This window comes from Alkalibacillus silvisoli (assembly GCF_039521975.1).
Lineage (GTDB): Bacteria > Bacillota > Bacilli > Bacillales > Alkalibacillaceae > Alkalibacillus > Alkalibacillus silvisoli.
In genome coordinates, this window is sequence record NZ_BAAACZ010000014.1 from 1 (window position 1) to 22,749 (window position 22,749).

20 protein-coding genes, 1 other RNA gene and 1 pseudogene are annotated in these 22,749 nt (G+C 35.6%); 2 read left to right on the plus strand and 20 right to left on the minus strand.

Annotated elements, in window-relative coordinates:
- Positions 1-28: 28 nt before the first annotated feature.
- The 12 genes and pseudogenes from ABDZ63_RS08965 to smpB form a co-directional block, all read right to left on the minus strand.
- Positions 29-382, minus strand: coding sequence for a lantibiotic dehydratase (locus ABDZ63_RS08965; protein WP_343783226.1), 354 nt, complete (start codon positions 380-382; stop codon positions 29-31).
- 75 nt (positions 383-457) lie between these two features.
- Entirely contained in the window at positions 458-607 is a 150-nt protein-coding gene (locus ABDZ63_RS08970; RefSeq protein WP_343783227.1) for a hypothetical protein, read from the minus strand.
- A gap of 72 nt (positions 608-679) precedes the next feature.
- Positions 680-1,831: an erythromycin esterase family protein gene (locus ABDZ63_RS08975; protein ID WP_343783228.1), complete on the minus strand. Its 1,152-nt coding sequence runs from the start codon at positions 1,829-1,831 to the stop codon at positions 680-682.
- A 732-nt stretch (positions 1,832-2,563) separates the two neighbouring features.
- On the minus strand, positions 2,564-3,397 hold the full coding sequence (locus ABDZ63_RS08980; protein ID WP_343783229.1) for a DUF4037 domain-containing protein: 834 nt from the start codon (positions 3,395-3,397) through the stop codon (positions 2,564-2,566).
- A gap of 87 nt (positions 3,398-3,484) precedes the next feature.
- Positions 3,485-3,970 carry a tetratricopeptide repeat protein gene (locus ABDZ63_RS08985; RefSeq protein ID WP_343783230.1) on the minus strand — a complete coding sequence of 162 codons (486 nt, stop codon included), beginning with the start codon at positions 3,968-3,970 and terminating at the stop codon, positions 3,485-3,487.
- A 42-nt stretch (positions 3,971-4,012) separates the two neighbouring features.
- Positions 4,013-5,698, minus strand: a complete 1,686-nt coding sequence (locus ABDZ63_RS08990) for an ABC1 kinase family protein (protein WP_343783231.1) — start codon at positions 5,696-5,698, stop codon at positions 4,013-4,015.
- A gap of 138 nt (positions 5,699-5,836) precedes the next feature.
- Entirely contained in the window at positions 5,837-6,427 is a 591-nt protein-coding gene (locus tag ABDZ63_RS08995) for a bifunctional transcriptional activator/DNA repair enzyme AdaA (protein WP_343783232.1), read from the minus strand.
- Positions 6,369-7,696 (minus strand): annotated as a pseudogene (locus ABDZ63_RS09000) (APC family permease). The gene ABDZ63_RS08995 and the pseudogene ABDZ63_RS09000 overlap by 59 nt, the downstream one beginning before the upstream one ends.
- Before the next feature lie 306 nt (positions 7,697-8,002).
- Positions 8,003-8,773, minus strand: coding sequence for an alpha/beta hydrolase family protein (locus ABDZ63_RS09005; protein ID WP_343783233.1), 771 nt, complete (start codon positions 8,771-8,773; stop codon positions 8,003-8,005).
- 141 nt (positions 8,774-8,914) lie between these two features.
- Positions 8,915-9,445 carry a GNAT family N-acetyltransferase gene (locus tag ABDZ63_RS09010; protein WP_343783234.1) on the minus strand — a complete coding sequence of 177 codons (531 nt, stop codon included), beginning with the start codon at positions 9,443-9,445 and terminating at the stop codon, positions 8,915-8,917.
- Between the two features lie 367 nt (positions 9,446-9,812).
- Positions 9,813-10,172, minus strand: a transfer-messenger RNA (tmRNA) gene (ssrA, locus tag ABDZ63_RS09015).
- 88 nt (positions 10,173-10,260) lie between these two features.
- Entirely contained in the window at positions 10,261-10,719 is a 459-nt protein-coding gene (smpB, locus tag ABDZ63_RS09020; protein WP_343783235.1) for an SsrA-binding protein SmpB, read from the minus strand.
- Between the two features lie 185 nt (positions 10,720-10,904).
- On the opposite strand from smpB, the gene ABDZ63_RS09025 reads away from it, so the two are divergent.
- A complete protein-coding gene (locus ABDZ63_RS09025) occupies positions 10,905-11,771 on the plus strand; it encodes a GNAT family N-acetyltransferase (protein ID WP_343783236.1) in 867 nt (288 codons plus the stop codon).
- A 249-nt stretch (positions 11,772-12,020) separates the two neighbouring features.
- A complete protein-coding gene (locus tag ABDZ63_RS09030) occupies positions 12,021-12,449 on the plus strand; it encodes a hypothetical protein (protein ID WP_343783237.1) in 429 nt (142 codons plus the stop codon).
- A gap of 345 nt (positions 12,450-12,794) precedes the next feature.
- On the opposite strand, the gene rnr is transcribed toward ABDZ63_RS09030, so the two are convergent.
- The 8 genes from rnr to ABDZ63_RS09070 all read right to left on the minus strand — a co-directional run bounded on the left by rnr (position 12,795) and on the right by ABDZ63_RS09070 (position 22,633).
- On the minus strand, positions 12,795-14,954 hold the full coding sequence (gene rnr / locus ABDZ63_RS09035; RefSeq protein WP_343783238.1) for a ribonuclease R: 2,160 nt from the start codon (positions 14,952-14,954) through the stop codon (positions 12,795-12,797).
- Between the two features lie 30 nt (positions 14,955-14,984).
- Positions 14,985-15,728, minus strand: a complete 744-nt coding sequence (locus ABDZ63_RS09040) for an alpha/beta hydrolase (protein ID WP_343783239.1) — start codon at positions 15,726-15,728, stop codon at positions 14,985-14,987.
- 186 nt (positions 15,729-15,914) lie between these two features.
- Positions 15,915-16,148, minus strand: coding sequence for a preprotein translocase subunit SecG (secG, locus tag ABDZ63_RS09045; protein WP_343783240.1), 234 nt, complete (start codon positions 16,146-16,148; stop codon positions 15,915-15,917).
- Positions 16,149-16,244: 96 nt separating this feature from the next.
- Entirely contained in the window at positions 16,245-17,498 is a 1,254-nt protein-coding gene (locus ABDZ63_RS09050; RefSeq protein ID WP_343783271.1) for a dicarboxylate/amino acid:cation symporter, read from the minus strand.
- A gap of 204 nt (positions 17,499-17,702) precedes the next feature.
- Positions 17,703-18,986 carry a phosphopyruvate hydratase gene (eno, locus tag ABDZ63_RS09055; protein WP_343783241.1) on the minus strand — a complete coding sequence of 428 codons (1,284 nt, stop codon included), beginning with the start codon at positions 18,984-18,986 and terminating at the stop codon, positions 17,703-17,705.
- 169 nt (positions 18,987-19,155) lie between these two features.
- The gene (gene gpmI / locus ABDZ63_RS09060; RefSeq protein WP_343783242.1) at positions 19,156-20,691 is read right to left on the minus strand and encodes a 2,3-bisphosphoglycerate-independent phosphoglycerate mutase; all 1,536 of its coding nucleotides are present in this window, start codon (positions 20,689-20,691) and stop codon (positions 19,156-19,158) included.
- On the minus strand, positions 20,684-21,445 hold the full coding sequence (tpiA, locus tag ABDZ63_RS09065) for a triose-phosphate isomerase (RefSeq protein WP_343783243.1): 762 nt from the start codon (positions 21,443-21,445) through the stop codon (positions 20,684-20,686). The genes gpmI and tpiA overlap by 8 nt, the downstream gene beginning before the upstream one ends.
- Complete coding sequence (locus ABDZ63_RS09070; RefSeq protein ID WP_343783272.1) at positions 21,446-22,633, minus strand: phosphoglycerate kinase; 1,188 nt, start codon at positions 22,631-22,633, stop codon at positions 21,446-21,448.
- Positions 22,634-22,749: the final 116 nt, after the last annotated feature.

Genomic DNA, 22,749 nt, shown 5'->3' on the forward strand with positions numbered 1-22,749 from the left:
AACAAAGTGATCAAACTTTGGGTCAAAATTAAGTTGCGATTTGGGTCAATTTTGGGTTGCGAAATACACCGAACGGGGTCGGTCGACTAGAGCTTCTTAATAGATACTTCAATAAACTGGATGCGATCTGTTTCACTTTTTTTTGCTTTTTTTTAGAAGTGTTTATATTATCAAGATCTAGATTAATTAGGGATTTATATAATTCAGGGCTAGATATATGTATTTTTTGTAAAAAAAACTTATCATTTTTACAAAACTTTATTATATCTAGACTACTGTTTAAAAAGTCCGAATCTATAAATTCAAGTGGCTTATCAGGCGCTCTTAATAAGAAGTAATCTTCTGCAGTGTAAATATCTTGAATTATTTCCTCTTTATTCATACACACTCACCTCTAAAATGTTAATAAGTTTATAAAAGAAAGAAGAGGATAAAAATATCCTCCTCTCCCAGTAAATTAGAAGCAACCTCTACACGTTACTCGAGTACAATAACGAATACTCCAAGCGATAGTTTGACCACACGGAACAGTCGTTTGAGGTTGTACGTCATCGACTGGCTCTAAATCTACATTTAAATCTAAATCAAACTGATTATCCCCTTCCATTTTAATACCTCCTTTCCATTTTTTTCAGTACAAACTTATATTACCTTAAAAAAATTTAAAAAACAAGAATTTTCAAAAATATTTAGGCTTTTTTACATTTTTTAAAATTATTAATGCGTCATATTGATTATAAGGGTTAATTGACATAGGCAGTTGATTTTTAAATCCAGATTCCAACAACCACCATCGCTTGTTTAACGAACAATTCGTATTATTTAAGGCCAGAAAAGTATTTCCTCCAATTATATTCTCTACTTGTCTTTCTAAATGTTTCTTATTAGTTGTTTTTATTTCACTATCTTCTCTTAATAAGTTTGAGTAATTTCCATCGATTGAGTAAAACCCTATTGTATAAATATTGTTTTTGAATTTTCCATTTAAATATTGACCTAAGTTTCTTATGTTTAATAATTTAGAACTAGTAGTTTGACTTTTTCTAATATGATAATTATGTGCCCAAATAATTATTTTCTCATCGAGAATAATATTTTCTTTCAACCAACTCACATTATTGAACATTAATTCTCCTCGTTTACTACCACCTTTAATAACACCTAAATTAATCAGTTGCAACCACTCTATTCTATTCTTAAAGCCATTTATTAATATATTTAAATGTAATTGATCTACTGAAAATTCATTACTTTGTAAACGTAATAGATTGATTAATTCTTCATATAAGAGTTCACAATGTTTTTGCTTTTCTTTATCTTCCACTGTTTTTTTTCTTTTACCATCATTTTCAGATTCTAAATTAAAAAACATTTCTTCAGCTTCAATAATTTTTTTTGCAATATTCCGAGGAGCTATAGAAATAATCCAGTTCATAAATTTCTCTGAATATTTAACAGGTTGAGCGTCCATTCCCCAAAACCTCAAATTTTTCACCCAATCTTGCTTGTAAAAATTCAACATCTCTTCGTTGTGGTAAATATCTGACTTAAATTCTTTTATAAGCTTATCAATCTCTTTATCATTAAAAACTTCAGTACCTAAGCTTGACTCTAAAAAACCATTTTCGAATATAACATGACTAAAATTATGTACTTCATGTAAATATTTAATTATATTTATCTTAGTTTGATAATAATCACTTATTCCATGAGAACTTTCACCTAAAACTATTATTTGTTTACCTTTAACATGTTCATCTAAACTAGATAAATCATCAAAACGTATAGCCTCATTACTAATATCCTCTTCTATTTTTTTCTTTTTAAACATTTACTTCAACCTTTCTTAATTTATAAATTTTGCTTGTATGATATCAATATTCTTTATGTGCGTTTTTACTTTAAATTACGTATACTGTTTTAAAATACTCACTCTCACCTATGACTTCCCCAGTTTCAAAATCAACCGCTGTCATTTCACTAATAAATTCATAAGATAACTTCTTCACCAGTAAACTCATAATCTTGTCTTTCTAAATCATCAATGGAGCTTAAATATTCTTGACCTCTCTTCTCTTTAACATATTCCATCACATCATCAGCCGTGTATCCTCATGGATGGACTTGATGACATGTGATCTCTTTAACCATCTCATAACCTCCCTTATGATTTGCAAAGTCACTAAAACCAATTTTATAATTTTCTGTTATTTAAAATTAATAAAAGTATACTCCTGCTGATTACATTAGTCAAATCGTGGTTAACCTTTTAATATAAAACAACCCACAAAATGTTGTTACAACACTTCGTGGGTATTAGGCCTACATTACACAGTATTCACTTTTTAGATTGACTTTTTTGCTTTCGCTCAGCCTCTGCTTTTTTCGATTTTGTATAATGGAGTATATAAAAAGTGCCTATAATCAATACAACAAAAGCGATTAGAAACAATAATTCATCCAAAATGTATAACCTACCTTCCGTCGTGTTAACTCATGTAGTATTAGTATTTGTAGAAAGGTAATGTAAATATCTCGAAAGCGTGGCATTTTTTATATTTTGTTAATTATTTTTCGGTCTTAGAAATATTGAACGGTCAATTACTCCAGATAAGTCTACTTGTGGGAACTCACTTTTTATGAGTTCATACACTTCCTGAACGATTAATTCTAATTCGCTTAAGGCAATCTTTGGAACATCTAGAAAAACTGAATTTAAACGACTTGCTATATTAGTTGGTTTAATTGTCATTGTATTAAGTGAATGTTGCTGCCACTTAAAAGCTGGGTGGTGTACGAATTGACGATTTAAACCATACAACATCCCCATTATTTTTGTTTGGACATCTACTATTACTTTATAAAACATTAACCAATCTTGTCGTTCAAGCAATGCCTCTCGGTTATTCCATTTGTTTCCTAAGTGAAGATTTTCCTTAATCATAGCCTCACTTAATTCATCAGGATATACTTTCACTTTCTCTTTCATATTTTCAATAACTTTATCTCCGCTAAGTGAAACACCTTGATCAACTGTTGCTACAATACATTGCTTATTTAAATCTGTGTCAAACTTGGTTATGACATCTTCTATTACTTTATTAATCGTTTCTGTTAAAAAATTACTGATCTCTAGCTTTATACCTTCTGTTAAATAGGTTTCAGACCATTCCTCATCTTCATAAGGATAAAAGTCAATCATTTCCCCATTTAATTTTCTAATGGGCTCTGTTCGATCATGATCAGTTGGAGCTTCCTTCCAAAAAATAAAAAGTTCAATATCCGAATATTCATCATGCCAATTGCGTGAAACAGACCCGCCTAGTAAAGCAGCTTCAACCTTGGGGTTTAACTTATAAATTTCTGCAATATCCAATGCCAATGCTTTTAAATCCACTCCCCCGCCCCCTTTTAAACTTTTTCAAGCTATAAGACAATCATTATGTTAAACATCTTAGTCCCATTATTATGCAATTGTCCAACTTTATTTCCAAACTTCATCCAATTGGGTTGAATAAAAATCAATAGCTTTTTTGTAACTTAAAATCTCTTGATCGTTTGTTGTGTCGGTTAAACATTTCAACAATAGCTCCATAGCTTTACTATGTTCGTTTAAATTATATAACGTCATAGCATAGAATGTATGAAGCGCTCTACTTTCTGGGAATAAATCCATTCCTTTTTCAAATGTACTTTTTGACTTTTCATAATCTCCTAAAGTTCGATAAGTGCTACCTAACCCTAGTAAAGCTTCTTGTAAATCCTCTGATGGTAAGCCTATTTGAATGGCTTTTTCGTAAAATGGAACAGCTTTCGCTTCTTCTCCTAATATGTCACAACTCCATGCACATTGATAGTTAATCGAAGCATCATTAGGATACTCCTTAACCAATTCCATAAGTAATTCATTAGATTGTTTATAACTTCCATTCTTTCGTAAAGCAATTGCTTGATCTAATTCTTTTACCATTACAATCATCTCCCATAATTTAGTTTCTTGTACTCTCCAAAGTTACTTTCTTCTCTTTTCATGCATATATTTCATCCATTTTTTTAACTTAAAACTACAAATAACATATCCGATACTAGCGACGGCAGAAACTCCAATCGAAAGCTGTAAAATAGTTTGATGGGTTGTATAAATACCTACTCCTATTCCGAATATGCCTAGGAATATTAATTGAAATAAATGTTTTTTGTAATTTTCATATATAGTAAATTGAAAATCCCTTCTCTGTTCTGTTTCTTTTATACCCTCGATTCTTTGAGGTAACTTTAGGAACTCTGTGAAGGATTGAACTGTCTTGAATAAAGGCTGAGACTGCAACCAGAACCATATAAACGACCATTTGTTATTACCATGTTTACTTAACCAATCCATAAAAACCGGCTTTAATACCTTAATCAGTTCATCATCTGTCACTAAGCTTCGGAGTATTCCTTCCATTGTAATGAACGATCGCCCTAAGAAAACAAATCTCGTCGGTACTTGTATTGGAAGGGCTTGAATTATATCATTCATTTCAAATTTAAAAGCGATTAGGTCCATTTCTTTCAATTGTTCAGGTTGATACGACAACAATTCAGCTAACAACTTTTCAATTGTTCTTGGGTCTGCTTCTGGAAGTAAAAAACCTAAATGAGTTAAGGCTTCCACCACTTTAGGGTAATTCTTTGATAGAATTCCCTCTATTAATGCTTGAAAATATGAAGCATCCTTCTTAGAAAGTTCCCCTACCATTCCGAAATCTAGTAATATAATCTGCCCATCTTTTGAAACAAGTATATTTCCTGAATGGGGATCAGCATGAAAAATTCCAGGCTCAAGCCACTGAGGAAGGAAAACTTCAATTAGATTTTCAACTAATTTTCGTTGGTTAATTTCTAATTGACTCATTCCCTCTTCATCTGTCAGCTTTATGCCATCCATCCATTCCATTACTAATACCTTGGATGTACAAAGTTCGGAATACACACCGGGAATTTTTACGCCTTCAACATCCTTAAATCGTTCTTGGAAATAGTGTAGGTTACTCATTTCCTTTAAAAAATCAAGTTCACTTTCAATAACTTCCTTGAGTTCTTTATATAAAACCTTTAAATTTATAAACCCTTTTGGCATAGGAGCAAAATAATGGGCAAACCAAATAATAATACTTAAAGTACGGAAATCAGTTTGTATGATTGATTGAATATTTGAGCGTTGTACTTTAATCGCAACAGGTTTACCATCTTTCAAAACACCTTTATAGACCTCTCCTATAGAAGCAGAGGCTACTGCTTTTTGATCGATGGTATGTAAATATTGCTCCAAAGGGCCTTCCCATTCAGTTTCAAGAATACCCTTAACTTCCCCCCATTCAGAAGAGGGAACTTGATCTGTAAGGTCTTCAATTTGCTTAATAAAACTATTAGGAAATAAATCTGCACGAATGCTTAGTAATTGTCCCATTTTAATCAGTAATCCTTCTAATTCAAATAATGTCTTTCGGAACTTTCCCCCTATTTTTTCCCACAATTTCTCCCAATCGGCTTCAGGCTTTTTTCTAAATTTATACCAATAAATTTGAATGAAGATGACTAATGCCATTGAGAGTACCTTTGACATTCGTTTTAATTTACTCATCGATCCCATAAAATCACTCGTTTCTTTAGCATTATTATGTAAAAAGGCATCATTACTAAATAAGTTCGACAAAAAAAACGTTAACCCTTCTTAGTTAACGCTCCCAGCGAGTTTAATATCGTAGTACTAATCATCTGAAGCAAATTAAATCCCCTCTTGATTCTTCTAGTTAGATGTTGATCTTATAAGTCAAAAAACGCTTTCAATTAATCATGATAAGCCTGAGTCCTCAACATTTTGAGCCTGAAATTGACTAGGTGAGTGCCCAGTACCGCGTTTAAATGCATGATAAAAACTAGATAGACTTTGATAGCCAACTTGAAAACCAATTTCTGTACTATTTAAAGTAGTCGTTAATAGTAGTTCTTTTGCTTTCTTAATCCTCACCTTCTCTAAATACATGCGAGGTGTATTTCCAGTTCTTTTTTTGAATAGTCGGTTTAAATGAAAAGGACTGACACCTACCATAGATGCTAATTCATTCAGTAGCATTTTTTGACCATATTTATTTTCAATGATCTGCATGGTATCTTCTATTACTTTTTCGAATGGGTCATAAGTTATTATTGTTTTCAAATCAGGCCGACACCTCTTACAAGGACGATAGCCCGATTTATAAGCAATAGTGGCATTTGAAAAGAAGGATACATTTTCGCGATTAGGCACCCTAGATTTACAAGAAGGTCGACAAAATATGCCTGTTGTTTTGACTGCATAAAAAAATAATCCATCATATGCAGGATCACATGTAGTTGTTGCTTCCCACATAACATTTTGAGACAAATTCTTTTGGTCCCTCATGGAAGATCAAACCTCCCTTGTAAGAAAAAACTTTTTATCAATAATCATATAAATGACATAAAAGGATGCCACAATCACTGGAACAATAACATATAACTTTAAAAAAGGAAGCACGAGTAAACACAAAACGAAGGACGCAATTGATGCCCACCATGCCATTGTCTTCTTCTTAAACAATTTAATGCCCGCTGCCATTGAAAGAACATAAACTACAATCCCAAGTGAAGTCGGTATAAACAAAATGTCATCGAAGGTCAGTGACAATGCTTTCGTCACTAAAACACCTGCTATCGAAAAACAAATAACAAACAACACCATCAGTCTTGGAATATTAGTTGTTGCATGCAGTCTTGAAAACAATTTCGGAAAAGCACCATCCCTGCTTAATGAATATCCTAATTGTGTTAGACTGGCGAAAAATGCGTTTACTGTTCCTGTACAAATAACTAACGCTAAAACAGCCGTTACGACCTTAGCACCCATGCCTAGTGAATCTCCCATTATAACGCCAATAGGAGATAGGTTGCTTTCTTGACTGCCATAAGTGGCTGTTCCAATAGTAACAAAGCTTAACGCCAAAAATAATAACCCAATAACAACTACACTAACAATCGCACCTTTTATAATATCCTTTTCTGGCCTTTTGAAATGCAAAGCAAGATTACAAATCGCCTCCCAACCGAAAAAAGACCAAAAGATAATCGTTACAGCACTTCCAAGAGAAAACCATCCATTTGGAACAAAAGGTGTGAAATTGTCCCACTGTATTCTTGGAAGAGACACAAATATAGTTACCACTAAAAGAATCAATAACAAGGAGCTTAAAATCAATGCAACTTTACCGCTAACATTAACCCCGAAATAATTGGAAAGACCTGCAACTACCAATATAACGACGGCCATTATTACGGTTTCAAAATGTGAGAATCCAAATGCCTGACTGACGTAAAATGCACCGGTTAAGGATACAATTGTTTGACCGACTGCTGCTGTTACGAAATAAAACCACCCAACGATATTGCCAAGATGATATCCGTAAGAAATTCTTACAAAGGTTGCTGCTCCACCGGCATCAGGATATTCTCTTGCCAAGCTAGCAAAGGAATAAGCAAGTGGAAAACTAATTAAAATAACAATAAGCCAAGATATAATTGATGCAGGTCCTGCGATCGAGGCCGTTGCGCCCGATAAAAAAAGGACACCTGACCCTAGAATAGCTGCAATATATAAAGCAATTCCTTGAAATAATCCAATAGATTTATTGTTCATGCTCTCACCCCTTTTATAGCATTCAGTGTACTAGTAAAAGGGCGAAAAATTCTTCTTGTTTTTTGCGGTTCAATTCATTTAATAGTATCCAAAGCATCATTTTAAATTTCTTATCCATCCTACTTCGTTAACATAATAATAATGTCGATAAAAAACTACCAAAATATGGATATCTCTTTTCAATTTGTTAGGCTCAATTTTACCAAGTAAATTTTTGTACTTAGAAATAGCATCCTCTGAATTTATCTTGCAAGTTAAAACTTCAACAGGGGGAGTTAAATATGAATGCAAAAGTTATCGTGTTAGTTATAGTGTATCAATTACAGACTCCCATGCTCTTGAGGTAGGTTCAATGATTTTAAAATGTTCTGTATCTGGCAGAGTAACTAAGTTCACATGCTTATTTTGTTCTATTACTTTCAAATAGTAATTTTCACTTAATTCAGGAGGTACATGTTTGTCTTCTTCACCATGAACTAATATCTGTTTTACATTTATGGGTAACAATTCAATTGGGGAGGCGATGTTATAACGTTCAGGTACTTCATTTGGTGTGCCACCCATTAATTCAGATACAGGACTCTTTAATCCTTTTGCTTCATGGATTTGCCACATCTTTTTCAAATCAGTTACCCCAGCCAAACTTATGACTTTTTGAATTGGTACTACTAGTTCATTAAACATATAGTCTAAACTTTTATGTACAGTTCTTGCCGCTAACCAAAGAGCTAAGTGACCCCCAGCAGAGTGTCCAATAATAATGACGTTCGATAAATCTAAATGATAAGTTTCTTTTATATTTGTTAGATGATTTATGGCGTTTATGACATCATTGAACGTACCTGTCCAACCTCCTCCTATTTCACCTAACCTACGATACTCAATGTTCCAAGTAGCATAACCCTTTTGAGTTAAATCCTCTGCAATAGGGTTATTTTCTTCTAAATTAAATTTTGCTTGCCAAAAACCTCCATGAATTATAACTATAACTGCTGACGGTTTTTCACTTTCAGGTAACCGTAAAACCCCAAATTGCGATTGATTTTCCCCGTAAAATAACTTGATTGTATTAAACATCATTTCCTCCTTATTAATGAATATAAATATTTGCTTCTACTGACATTATAATCTTCTTTTTCAAATATTCTGCTCACACTAGCTCAAGATTCGATCGCTCATATTAGACATTCACCACCTGATACTTGAAGAATAAGCAATTCATCTATGATACTCAATCAACCAACAATCTTGATATTTTCCTTCGTGCAGTTCACGATTTGGAAGTATTTTCACTTTTTTAAACCCACATTTCTCATAACACTTTACAGCCCTTGTATTTCTTGTTTGTGGGTCCATAACTATTCGATCTACCTTTTTGTGTTGGATTAAAAAATCTATCATAGATGTAACAAGTAATGTTCCAATCCCTTTGTTCCAATACTCAATTTCCCCAATAAATTGGTCTGTTCCATAAACATTTTCGTTTAAATACCCATATTCTTTTTTCGTTTCATCATCTAATTGATAGAATTGGATATACCCAATTTCGTTACCACCATACTCTACAATACATTTAACTTTTTCATCTTCATGAGCATAAAAGACTTCCTTCACTTTGTTTAGATCAAAAGGATTATCCCTACCTTCATAGAACTCAAGAACAGACGGGTCTGATAGCCATTTTGCTAATAGAATATTATCTTGATCTTCTAATTTCCGAACTTTTAAATTCCCATTATGAAACAACATAATAACTTTCCCCACTCTCTGCTTAAACTGATTAAAGAATTCTTTATAAGAAATAAATCCTCCAGTGATTTATTCAACAAACCCAGCTCACGTTAGTTTAAATTCATTTCTCCACAAACACATTATTTCCTCTAATTAAATTTTAACATAAATATCCATTTTTATGATTGAATTTTACAATAAATTCATTAATTAGTTAGAACCATTGAATATTTGTATAACAACAAAAAAACTGTAAACACAATTAAGTGTTTACAGTTCATTATATTCAAGAATAAAATTGCAGAGAGTTTTTTAAAGCATAAGCCTGCAGTTACTGCAAACTTATGCTTTAAGTCACACGAATTATTTAATTAATTCCATATTAATATGGAGATGGCGGGAATCGAACCCGCGTCCAAAGATATCGCCACTCAAGCTTCTACGAGCGTAGTCAGTATATTGTCATTCGCCAATTCTTCAGCCTACTGACAGGCTTCCGAATGGCTAGTCTGGTTAGTCTCCTCTAGAATCCTCAGACGGTGGACCCTAGCGTAGCCCGCTTCATTTGAGACCCTTCAATCTACCACACGGGCGATGGTAGGAAGGATCCTGTAGAACTGCTTACGCAGCTACAGCGAAATCGTTTTGTTTGCCAGTTATATTTAACTGAAATGACGTTTATCGAGGCGTCACCTCGGCTCGCTACTTAAGCTCAACCTATCCCTGTCGAATCCAAAACATCCCCCTAGTAAAAGAATGTTTCTTCACCAAATTCATTTGGTAATACATATTATAACATGGCAATAGCGCTTTGAAAATGTCATTGTTTGGTATTAATAATCTTTTAAAGCGCGTTCAACATCACGTTTCATCGCTTTTTGTTTTAAGTCTTCACGCTTATCATACTTCTTCTTACCACGACCTACACCAATTAATAGCTTAGCCACCCCATTTTTAATATACATTTTTAGTGGCACTAATGAGTAGCCTTTTTGTTGGGTTTGGCCAATTAATTGATTGATCTCTTTACGGTGAAGGAGCAGTTTTCTTGCTCTTGTCGGCTCATGATTAAACTGATTGCCTTGTGTATACTCTGATATGTGCAGGTTATGAACGTAAACTTCACCTTTATGAACTCGTGCAAATGAATCTTTCAAGTTGACACGTCCTGCACGAATGGATTTAATCTCTGTCCCTTTTAATACCATCCCCGCTTCAAACGTTTCTTCTATATGAAAGTCATGTCTTGCTTTACGGTTTGTTGCAATGGCGCCTGGATCTTTTTTTGCCATGGTCTTTCCTCCTCACTGCAAAGGTTATTTTACCAAAAAAGACGGTGCTTTTAAACTGTGATGACTGATTACGACAATATTTCCTCATTAAATTCAAAATTTTAGTACAGGATAATAGACAGTCAAACCTATTTTATGGCATTCTATGTTATTAGGGAAACGAAGTAAAGGGAGGAACTGCTAAGATGATTGATACCATTCAAATTAGACCTTTAAAAATAAACGATGAAGATAAGATCGCCAATATGCAAACTGGTATTGAAGACGATTATGTTGTCCGTATATTCGAACGCTTAGTCACAAGCGATGAGCATGTATTATATGGATTATTTACAGATGACCAACTCGTTTCAGTCGCTGGTTATTCCGTTTTTAAAGGGCAGTACGGAATGCTAGGTCGCCTTAGAAGCGACCAACGATATTTAGGCAATGGGCTTGCAACAATGATTATTGAATATATCATTGAACAATTAAAACAAGACAATCAAATTAAATGGATTGGTGCTAACACGCAACTGCACAATTTCCCAGCTTTACGTGTGTTAGAGAAATTACAACTACCTAGACTTGAGCTACTCCACCCTGCAGTATTAGTCGATCAAAGCAAAATGACAGAAGATACTGGTGAAGTGTGGACGAAGCTTAAGACGCTAAAAGAGAAACGTAAATGGATTGATCCGCTTCAACATGATGATTCAGTCATTTTCCCATTAGAAGCTTACTATCCATTCCCTACTAGTCCTGATCTATTTAAAGATGATGACCTAGAAAAATGGTCGTTCTTCGAAAATGAAGCTCAAGACCGCTTTGCCATAGTAAAGTTTGATCAAAAGCGAGATCAATATGCACATGTCGTGTATTTATGGGATGACTTATTCGAACAACCTGGGTTAATGAAAACATTATATGAAGAGCTTGAAGTATTCAAAAAGCAGTATGGTGAAAAGACGTACATTCGCTTTGACCTTCCAGATGAAACACGTAACAAAATACCAAATGATGATGCGTTTAACTTCCAAGATCCATGGATTTTACACGGACATTGGAAGTAAAATCAAACCCTAAAGGTAATACTTAGACAAAAACAGATCCTCCAATTTACAGGGGTTCTGTTTTTTTCATACCCTAAGCCTTACTAATCAGATTTAAAAGATGGCAATACTACAGGTGAAAACAGGGGGGTTAGTACAATGTTTCACCTTAAATACTACCAATTCTGTTAAACACCTTATCACAAAGTATACATAATGTACGTTTTGTACATAATATGGTATAGTAGGAGGTGAAAGGGAGGAATGAACATGAGTGAGGTTTTAAATGCTACAGATGTACGTAAACACTGGGGACAGTTTAACGATGATGTGGTACGAGAAGGCCCTAAGTTTGTTAAACGCAATAGAGACTATTGGGCAGCATTAAGTACAGAACACCTTAAAATAGCATTTTCTAACTTTACATTTGAAGCTGAGGTCATGCATGAAGATGATAAAACTGTAACAATGTCCCTCAATGGTTTCGATATTGTTGAAAACGGTGACAGTGTAGAAGAAACACTTGATTTGCTTGCAGAAGAATTAATTGACTATTCTAATGAGTATAAAGATGATTTTAATAAGTATTTTAATGCCCCAGATCGACGTGACCAATTCCCCTTTATTATGAACGTCTTAATCCAAGATGGTTCTGAAGGAGTCAAATCGTTAATTCGATGCCTACCTGGAGAGAGATAGACCGTTTTTGCCAGAGAGATGGCTGGGAGCAAATTAAAAGAAAATCCCATCATATATACTATAGAAAACAAAAGTCAGATGGTAACTTTAAAAGGGTTAAAGTATCGAGAGGAACTGGGGAAATAAAAGGTCACTTATGGAAGGAAATACTAAAAAAACAGCTTGAAGTAGATGAAGAATATTTTAATCGCGTGAAGTAAGACGAACCGACTGGTGTTCGAGTTATTACGGTGATTAGGTAATAAAGCGATTTACTAAAATTCTTATTTTAGCTTAACGTATAAAGAGCATTAAAATTGCTTTTGCAATTCAATGCTCTTTTTTATATTAAGTGGCTTATATTTATTAAGCTTTCTTCTTCTTTTTCCGCTCTTTCATACCGACAACTTCAAAATCTACAACACGTTCTTCAATATTAGTACCAATGACACGTACTTTTATTTCATCACCGATTCTAAACATATTTGCTGTTCTTTCACCAATCATGGCTTGATTATTCTCATCATAATGGTAGTAATCATCTGTTAAATAGCTCACATGGACTAAACCTTCAACTGTATTCGGTAATTCAACAAATAATCCAAAGTTCGTAACAGAATTTACAATACCATCATATTCTTCACCGATCTTATCTGACATGAACTCTGCTTTCTTAAGGTCGTCTGTTTCACGTTCAGCATCAACAGATCGGCGTTCCATTTCAGAGGTGTGACGTGCGATATCCGGTAACTTCTCATCCCATTTCTTCGTTGTTTGCGCGCTTAGGTCACCTTCAATTAAATACGTCCGAATCAGACGGTGGACAATTAAGTCAGGATAACGTCTAATTGGTGATGTGAAATGTGTATAAAATTGTGTCGCTAAACCAAAGTGGCCAACACTTTCAGGTGCATACTTGGCTTGTTGCATTGAGCGTAACATTAATTTTGAAACCACTAAGTCTTCTTTGCTACCAGACACTTTATCTAGCACTTTTTGTAATGCTTTCGGGTGAATGTCATCTGCTGTACCTTTAACGGTATAACCTAAATTGGCAACAAACTCAAAGAACTTCTGTAGCTTTCCAGAATCAGGTTCTTCGTGAATACGGTGGATAAACGGTACATCCATCCAATGAAAATGTTCTGCTATAGTCTTATTGGCCATTAACATGAAATCTTCAATAATCCTCTCTGCTTCCCCGCGCTCTCTTAATACAACATCGGTTGGCTGACCCTCTTCGTCTACTTCAATTCCTGCCTCTTTGAAATCAAAGTCAATCGCACCACGGCCCATACGATTATAACGCAATGTATGTGCTAATGTGTTCATGAGCTCAAACATAGGGACAAGTGACTCATAACGTTGGCGTTTCTCTTCATCACCTTCTAAAATTGCATTAACATCCGTATAAGTCATGCGCTCTTCTGTTTTAATGACTGCTGCAAAGATTTCGTGATGAACGACTTTACCTGAACCATCGATCTCCATTTCACACCCTAGTGTTAAACGATCAACTTGTGGATTTAATGAACAAATCCCATTTGATAAACGGTGGGGAATCATTGGGATCACACGGTCAGTTAAATACGTACTTGTACTACGTTCGAAGGCTTCTTTATCAATTGGTGAGCCTTCTTTAACGTAGTTTGTGACATCTGCAATATAAACACCTAATAAGAAATTACCATTATCAAGTTGTTCAACTCGAACCGCATCATCTAAGTCTTTGGCATCTGCCCCGTCAATGGTAACGATTTGCTTATCACGTAAGTCACGTCGACCTTCTAAATCAGCCTCATCAATCGTTTCAGGAATACTGTTCGCATGTTCAATTGTTTGTTGATCGAACTCTGCTTTAATACCGTGTTTATGAATAATCGCTAAAATATCAATACCTGGGTCGTTTTTATGACCGAGAATTTCTGTTACTTGACCTTCAGCACTTTTAACCCCTTTAGGATATTCAATAATTTTAACAATCACTTTATGTCCGTCTACTGCGCCATTTTCATTACCATCTTTAATGAAGATATCGCCTGGAATGCGTTTATCATCTGCCATAACGAACCCAAATTGACCATTATCCTGATATGTTCCAACAATTGGTTTATCACTACGTTTAAGAATTCTTACGACAATCCCCTCAGGACGATTTCCTGCATAGGATTCATTTTCGATTCGAACTAATACTATATCGCCGTTCATTGCTGACATTAGATCTGATTGATGGATATAAATATCCGATTGGTTTTCATCATCAGGAATTAAAAACGCAAACCCTTTAGCATGCATTTGAATTCGCCCGCGGATTAGATTCATCTTTTCAGGTAATCCATATAAGTCTTTACGGTTACGAATTAATGTCCCTTCATCTTCTAAAGCATTTAACGCTTTCATTAAGATGATTAAGTCGTCACTTTCACCAATGTCTAATTCTGATTGAAGCTCTTCAATGCTTAAAGGACGTGTTGCTTCTTCTGTAAAGTATTCCTCGATTCTTTGTTTCATTTGTTCTATGTCCATGTTTTTCACCTCAGTTTTTAACCATTTTACTTAGGACCAGTCCAATAACTCTAAATACTTATGAACATCTTCATGCACTTGATCTTTATAATCACTTAATGTAATGACATGTGGTGCTCCTTCATACCATTTTAAATCTTTATCATCGCATTCGACATTATCATAAATATAATTAGCACTATCTTTATTTATCATTTCATCTTCTTCTGCTTGTAATACGTATGTTGGTGCATAGATCGTATCTAAATCATCACGAACTGACTCAATTAAATTAGCTAAAGAATCAAATGTCTCATCTGAATTTGCCATTAGCTCATCAAGTTCTTGTTCGATTGTTTCTTTATCTTTTTGTTGTAATTGCTTATATTCTTTCGCTTTAAAACGAAAGCCAGCTGATAGTTCTTTTTTATTATCAAAGAAAATCGGTGTACAAATCGGGATTACACCTTTAATTGGTCGATTCATCGCTAATTTAAGTGATAGGACACCGCCTAAGGATAAACCAGCAACAGCAATTTCATCATAACCTAGCTCTTTTAAATGGTCATAAGCTGCTTCAATATCTTCCCACCAATCAGATGCTGTTGTACCAACAAGCTCTTCAGGTGGTTTACCATGACCACGATATATTGGTGCATGAGACGTATACCCTTGCTTTTCTAAGTAACGTCCTAGCATTCGTACGTCAGCTGAATGGCCTGTAAAGCCGTGTAATAATAATACTGCTCGATTACCCGCTTCGAATGTAAATGGTTTTGGTTCTTTTATTTTCATCTCTTTCTTTCTCCCTTTCCCTGTCCAATCTATTCTTTGTTACTTTTCCCCAAATAAAAAAAGTTTAATCATAGTCTGTACACTGACGACTAGATTTTGGTCTAATCATACCACTAATATTTTCCAGCAAAAGTAAACATAAAAGAACAGTAAGCTTTTCACTTACTGTTCTTAAAAAGTTTATAATTACTGAACGAGATAACCTAATATAAATGTTACAACCATGAATGATACACCTAATACAACTGTCACACGGTGTAAAATGCCGTCCATGCCCCGTGCTTTTTGCTTACCGAAGAGATGTTCAGCTCCGCCTGAAATCGCTCCAGATAAACCTGCACTTTTTCCTTGTTGTAGTAATACAACCGTAATTAAGGCAATTGTATTAAGAAATAATATTGTAGCTAGAACTCCATACATAGCTATGACCTCCTAATGCGTACACAAATCCATAACATTAATGTAGCACATTATAGAGAACAATTGCAAGGTTGTTTTTCATGGATTCGTTAAATATTAGCCTTGACTAACAGATGGTCGATCATTTTCTTCAGGTTCTTCTTCTGTTTCATTTACCCATAATGCACAAGCAGCATCTCCTGTTACGTTAACAGCTGTACGTGTCATATCGAGTAGACGGTCTACACCAAGAATAAGACCAATAGCTTCAACTGGTAAACCTACTTGATCTAATACCATGGCTAACATAATCAAACCAACACCAGGTACACCTGCTGTACCAATCGAGGCTAATACAGCAATCAGTACAACTGTGATCATTTCAGTCACTGATAAGCTTTGAGCGTAAACCTGTGCGATAAATACTGTCGCAACACCTTGCATAATTGCAGTACCATCCATATTAATCGTTGCACCGATCGGTTGAACGAAACCACTAACCGATTCACGAACACCTAAACGCTTTTGGGCTGTACTCATTGAAACTGGTAGTGTCGCACCACTACTCGCTGTACCAAAAGCTACACTCATAACAGGCGCAAAGTTTTTGAAAAACCAGATTGGGTTTTTCTTAGCTAAGAACTTAACAACTGAACCATAAGTGATGATCGCATGTAAAATTAATACGAATAAAACAACTAAGAAGTATTGGAACATCGATGCAATAGCATCTAATCCTGCTCCACCTACTGCAGAAGCGATTAAACCAAATGCACCAAATGGCGCTGTATACATAATAATTGTGATTAAGAACATGACGAGTTCAAAAGCTTGATCAAATAGTTTATAAATACGATCTGTTTTCTTACTTAATATCGCTAAACCAAAACCAACGAAGATTGCGAAGAAGATGATTTGTAGCATCTCTCCATTAACCATAGCATCGATTGGGTTTGTTGGAATAATATTAACTAGCGTATCGATAACAGAAGGTGCTTCTTGCGCTTCAAAACCTCCTTCTGCTTCAACTGTTTCTATAATCCCAGGTTCACCTGGCTGTACGATTAAGGCTGCTGACATTGCTAATACGATAGCAATCGAAGTCGAAATTAAGAAGAATCCAATAGTTTTTCCACCAATTCGCCCTAATTTCTTCGGATCTCCTAAGCCTGCTGTACCTAATACAATAGACACAAAAACAATAGGTACAACCATCATTTGAATTAGACGTAAGAAGATGTCTCCTAATGGTGCAAAGAAATACGTGTCTACTGGTTCAAATAAGTTAGGCGTATAAAGATTCATTCCAAGACCTACTAAGAGACCTAAAACTAGTGCGATAATTATTTGTTTGGTTAAGTTACTTTTCATCATGCATTCCCCCCTAAAGTTTAATTAGTTAAACTTATGATATGCAATCGCTTTCTAACAAATTTATTAAAATTAATAGCCACGTTATTGATTATAGTAAAAAATGAACCGTTTGAAAATTATTATTTTGCAAATGGAAAAAATTAATCCCTAGAATTGAACATCCTAAGGATTAAACTCAATTAAAACTTTAATAATAAAAGTTTATTTTAGATTGTAGAAAGCTGTTTGACCTGCATAAAATGCTGTTGTCATTAGATCGTCTTCGATTCTTAGTAGTTGATTGTATTTCGCTACACGATCTGTACGAGATGGAGCACCTGTTTTAATTTGACCCGCATTTGTTGCAACTGCAATGTCTGCAATGGTTGCATCTTCTGTTTCACCAGAACGGTGCGAGATAACCGCTGTATAACCAGCACGTTTCGCCATTTCAATTGCTTCAAATGTCTCGGTTAATGTGCCGATTTGGTTCACTTTAATTAAGATTGAATTTCCGATACCTTTTTGAATACCTTCTTCTAACTTCTTCGTATTCGTAACGAAAAGGTCATCTCCTACTAACTGAACCCGATCGCCGATACGCTCTGTTAATAGTTTGAAACCATCCCAGTCATTCTCATCTAATCCATCTTCAATGCTTACGATTGGGAATTTATTAACTAATTGTTCATACCAGTCAACCATTTCCTCAGATGTACGAGTAACACCTTCACCTTTTAACTCATACTTACCGTCTTTATAAATTTCAGAAGCAGCAACGTCCATTGCTAGCTTAATGTCTTGATCAATTCCATAACCAGCTGCTTCTACCGCTTCAACAATTGTTTCTAATGCTTCTTCATTAGACTTTAAGTTAGGTGCGAATCCGCCTTCATCTCCAACTGCCGTATTATAACCTTTATCTTTTAATACTTTCTTAAGAGCATGGAAAATCTCAGCACCTTGGCGTAGGGCTTCTTTAAACGTCGCAGCTGTTACAGGCATAATCATAAATTCTTGAATATCGACATTGTTATCTGCATGCTCACCACCGTTTAAAATGTTCAACATCGGAGTTGGTAGTGTATGTGCTGAGAATCCACCTAAGTATTTATAAAGCGGGGTCCCTGCGAAGTCTGCTGCTGCATGAGCAACAGCCATTGATACACCTAAAATAGCGTTAGCACCTAAACGCCCTTTGTTCTCTGTACCGTCTAGTTCAATTAATGTTTGATCAATTAAAAGTTGTTCTGTTGCATCGAAGCCTACTAGTTCTGGTGCGATTATTTCATTTACATTTTCAACTGCCGTTTCGACACCTTTACCTAAGTAACGGCCTTTGTCACCATCACGCAGTTCGACTGCTTCGTATTCACCTGTTGAAGCACCACTTGGTACCATTGCTTTACCAAAAGCACCTGATTCTGTTACAACTTCTACTTCTACTGTCGGATTACCTCTTGAGTCTAAAACTTCACGTGCGTATACGTCAATAATGTAAGGCATTGTCGTCACTCCTATATGTTATTGTTTTACTTTATTAATAATCGAAGCTATAAAAACCATTAGCTTGCCTTTAGAACTTAGCAAGCTCAGTTTACTAAGTCTTCTTGTTATCCAACTTAAGGCTTCTTTCTCATTCATCAACTCCACAAAATTACCCGATGTTTGTTGATCACTTAATTAGTGATTGTCCTGTCATGACCTTTGGTTGGTCAAGGTTTAATAGTTGTAATGCAGTTGGGGCGAGATCACCTAATACGCCATCTTCACGCAAAGATAAACCTTCTTTAGTTACAATAACTGGAACAGGATTCACCGTATGGGCTGTCATTGGACTGCCATCTTCATTTAACACTTCATCAGAATTACCATGATCAGCTGTAATGATTGCTGTTCCGCCTAATTCAATAATTTTATCAACAATTTGACCAAGACATTTGTCTACTGCCTCGACCGCTTCAATAGTTGGCTGAAGTTTACCAGAATGGCCAACCATATCAGGGTTAGCAAAATTTAAAATCGTTAAATTAGGTGGATGATGATCTAGTTGTTCTAATAACGCATCAGTTACTTCATAAGCACTCATTTCTGGTTGTAGATCATAAGTCGCTACTTTCGGTGAATCAATTAAAATTCGCTCTTCATCTTTAAATGTTTGTTCTAATCCGCCATTCATAAAGTACGTAACATGTGGGTATTTTTCCGTTTCGGCAATGCGTAATTGCGTTAATCCGTTTTCAGATACAACTTCACCAATAGTATCTTCTGGTGTATTTGGTGAAAACGCAACATCAACTTCGAGTTCCTCACTATATTGTGTCATCGTCACCATATAAATGTTATTAACAGGGTTATAGTTACCTTCAAAGTCTTGTAAACGGTTATTTACAAAGACATCTGTTAATTGTTGAGCACGGTCTGGTCGGAAGTTTGCAAATAAAATAGCATCACCATCGTTAACTTGAGCTAGAGGGTTTTGTCCATCATCACTCAATACAAATGGTTCTACAAACTCATCTACCACATCTTCACTATAAGAAGCTTCAACAGCTTGTACTGCATCTGTTACAACTGGAGCATCCCCTAAACGAATCGCACGAAATGCCTTTTCAACTCTCTCCCAGCGCTTGTCACGGTCCATCGCATAATAACGACCGGATACAGATGCTAACTTTCCAACCCCGATCTCACTCATTTTATCGTTTAATCGGTTTAAGTAGGTGGTTGCTGTCTTCGGCCCGACATCTCGCCCATCTAAAAAGGCATGAACGAACACCTCATTAACACCTTGTTCCTTCGCGGTTTCTAGCATAGCCTGGATATGCTCTTCATGACTATGAACACCACCATCTGATAACAAGCCGAATATGTGCCAAGCGCCACCGGTTTCTTTTACATGGTTAGCAGCGTTTTGAAAGCTGTTATTTTGATGGAATTCGCGGTCTTTAATTGATAAGTTAATGCGAGATAAATTTTGATAAACAATTCGGCCTGCACCAATATTTAAATGACCTACTTCTGAATTACCCATTTGTCCTTCAGGTAACCCGACTGCCCCACCTGAAGCTTTTAATGATGTGTGAGGAAACCTTTGCCAATAACGATCAAAATTAGTTGTATGAGCTTGTTTAATCGCATTCCCAAATGCTTCATCACGAATCGCATAACCGTCTAAGATGATCAAGGCTGTTATAGGTTGATTAGGCATTCGCACCAGCCTCCACTAACTTAAGGAATGAATCTTCCTCTAAGCTTGCACCACCTACTAAAGCACCATCAATATCTGACATGCCTAGTAATTCTTCAATATTCTGAGGCTTAACGCTTCCACCATATTGAATGCGGACAGCTTGTGCCACACCTTTAGAATAAGTATCTTGAAGAACTTGGCGAATATGAGTACAGACATCATTAGCTTCTTCACTAGTCGCTGTTTTACCCGTTCCAATTGCCCAAATCGGCTCATAAGCAATCACAACTTGTTTAAGCTGGTCCTCTGATAAACCTTCTAGCCCATTTTTCACCTGTTGTTCAACAAATGTAAATGTCTCATTATTTTCACGTTGCTCTAAGGATTCACCAACACATACAATTGGCGTTAATTCGTGGTTAAAGGCTGCCTTTACTTTCTGATTAACGGATTCATCAGTTTCGCCAAACAATTCACGACGCTCAGAATGTCCTAAAACAACGTAATCCACTAAAATATCTTTAAGCATTTCTGGGCTTACTTCACCTGTAAAAGCTCCACTGTCTTCAAAGTGCATGTTTTGTGCACCAATTGAAACTGGGAAATCACGTGCTGCTTCTGTCAATAAAGGTAAATGAATAAAAGGTGCACATACCACTGTATCGACTTTGTCTTTTTCGGGTAATTTCTCACGCAAGTCCATTAAAAAACGGGCACCTTCACCAGCCAACTTATTCATTTTCCAGTTACCTGCAATAATCGGTTTACGCATTTACTTCACCTCTTCGTCTAATTCGTTTAACGCTGCAACCCCTGGTAATACTTTACCTTCCATAAATTCTAACGATGCTCCACCACCAGTTGAAATGTGATCCATCTCTTTAGCATAGTTAAATTTCTCAACAGCTGAAGCTGAGTCACCACCACCAATTACTGTGAAGCCCTCTGTTTCAGCCAATGCTTTCGCTACACTTTTCGTTCCATTTTCGAAAATTTCATATTCAAAAACACCCATTGGACCGTTCCAAATAATAAGCTTTGAGTCTTCTATAATTTTACTGAATTTCTCAACCGTTTCAGTACCAATATCTAAACCTTCCCAATCACTCGGAATCTCTTCAATTGGTACGACCTTAGTGTTCGCATCACGAGAAAAATCATCAGCAACTGTAACATCAACCGGTAAATGGATTGATACACCATTTTCTTTCGCTTTATCAATAAAGCCTTTAGCTAAATCGATTTTATCCTCTTCAAGAAGCGATTTTCCAACTTCATGGCCTAGCGCTTTAATAAACGTATAAGATAGTCCACCACCAATTAATAAGTGATCAACACGATCTAATAGGTGGTCGATCACATCGATTTTATCTTTAACTTTGGCACCACCAATAATCGCTGTAAATGGACGATCTGGATTTTCTAAAGCCTTACCTAATACTTCAATTTCTTTCTCTAATAAATAGCCTGATACAGCTGGTAAATGGTGTGCAACCCCTTCAGTTGAAGCGTGGGCACGGTGAGCAGCTCCAAAGGCATCATTGACATATAAATCAGCTAAAGTTGCGAATTGTTTCGCTAATGCTTCATCATTTTTCTTCTCACCAGGATGGAAACGAACGTTTTCTAAAAGGAATACGTCGCCATCTTCAAGTTCGTTAACAGCTTTTTCTACATCTTCACTGTATACATCATCTGTCTTATAAACAGGTTGTTCTAAATAGTTGCTTAAATGTTGTGCAATTGGATCTAAACGTAGTTCATCGACAGGCTTTCCGTCTGGTCTGCCTAGGTGGCTTGCTAAGATCACTTTGGCACCATTTTGGATTAAGTACATAATGGTAGGTAAAGCGGCTTGAATACGCGTATCATCTGAAATTTCACCTTCAGACATCGGAACATTAAAATCCACCCGACAAAATACACGCTTACCTTGTAGTTCAACATCACGTAAATTCATTTTTCGTTTCACTCGTTATACCTCCAACGCTAAATTTAAGGAGGGACATAATCAGTCCCTCCTTCTATTTTAGAACAAGTCCTTCAATAATGAAACTAAAGATTCGACATTAAATC

What these genes read in the sequence shown, in the direction of transcription:
- ABDZ63_RS08965 (WP_343783226.1), bottom strand. Translation starts at nt 382, where the DNA reads ATGAATAAAGAGGAAATAATTCAAGATATTTACACTGCAGAAGATTAC.
- ABDZ63_RS08970 (WP_343783227.1), bottom strand. Translation starts at nt 607, where the DNA reads ATGGAAGGGGATAATCAGTTTGATTTAGATTTAAATGTAGATTTAGAG.
- ABDZ63_RS08975 (WP_343783228.1), bottom strand. Translation starts at nt 1,831, where the DNA reads ATGTTTAAAAAGAAAAAAATAGAAGAGGATATTAGTAATGAGGCTATA.
- ABDZ63_RS08985 (WP_343783230.1), bottom strand. Translation starts at nt 3,970, where the DNA reads ATGGTAAAAGAATTAGATCAAGCAATTGCTTTACGAAAGAATGGAAGT.
- ABDZ63_RS08995 (WP_343783232.1), bottom strand. Translation starts at nt 6,427, where the DNA reads ATGAGGGACCAAAAGAATTTGTCTCAAAATGTTATGTGGGAAGCAACA.
- ABDZ63_RS09005 (WP_343783233.1), bottom strand. Translation starts at nt 8,773, where the DNA reads ATGTTTAATACAATCAAGTTATTTTACGGGGAAAATCAATCGCAATTT.
- ABDZ63_RS09010 (WP_343783234.1), bottom strand. Translation starts at nt 9,445, where the DNA reads ATGTTGTTTCATAATGGGAATTTAAAAGTTCGGAAATTAGAAGATCAA.
- smpB (WP_343783235.1), bottom strand. Translation starts at nt 10,719, where the DNA reads ATGGCAAAAAAAGATCCAGGCGCCATTGCAACAAACCGTAAAGCAAGA.
- ABDZ63_RS09025 (WP_343783236.1), top strand. Translation starts at nt 10,905, where the DNA reads ATGATTGATACCATTCAAATTAGACCTTTAAAAATAAACGATGAAGAT.
- ABDZ63_RS09030 (WP_343783237.1), top strand. Translation starts at nt 12,021, where the DNA reads ATGAGTGAGGTTTTAAATGCTACAGATGTACGTAAACACTGGGGACAG.
- rnr (WP_343783238.1), bottom strand. Translation starts at nt 14,954, where the DNA reads ATGGACATAGAACAAATGAAACAAAGAATCGAGGAATACTTTACAGAA.
- ABDZ63_RS09040 (WP_343783239.1), bottom strand. Translation starts at nt 15,728, where the DNA reads ATGAAAATAAAAGAACCAAAACCATTTACATTCGAAGCGGGTAATCGA.
- secG (WP_343783240.1), bottom strand. Translation starts at nt 16,148, where the DNA reads ATGTATGGAGTTCTAGCTACAATATTATTTCTTAATACAATTGCCTTA.
- ABDZ63_RS09050 (WP_343783271.1), bottom strand. Translation starts at nt 17,498, where the DNA reads ATGAAAAGTAACTTAACCAAACAAATAATTATCGCACTAGTTTTAGGT.
- eno (WP_343783241.1), bottom strand. Translation starts at nt 18,986, where the DNA reads ATGCCTTACATTATTGACGTATACGCACGTGAAGTTTTAGACTCAAGA.
- gpmI (WP_343783242.1), bottom strand. Translation starts at nt 20,691, where the DNA reads ATGCCTAATCAACCTATAACAGCCTTGATCATCTTAGACGGTTATGCG.
- tpiA (WP_343783243.1), bottom strand. Translation starts at nt 21,445, where the DNA reads ATGCGTAAACCGATTATTGCAGGTAACTGGAAAATGAATAAGTTGGCT.
- ABDZ63_RS09070 (WP_343783272.1), bottom strand. Translation starts at nt 22,633, where the DNA reads ATGAATTTACGTGATGTTGAACTACAAGGTAAGCGTGTATTTTGTCGG.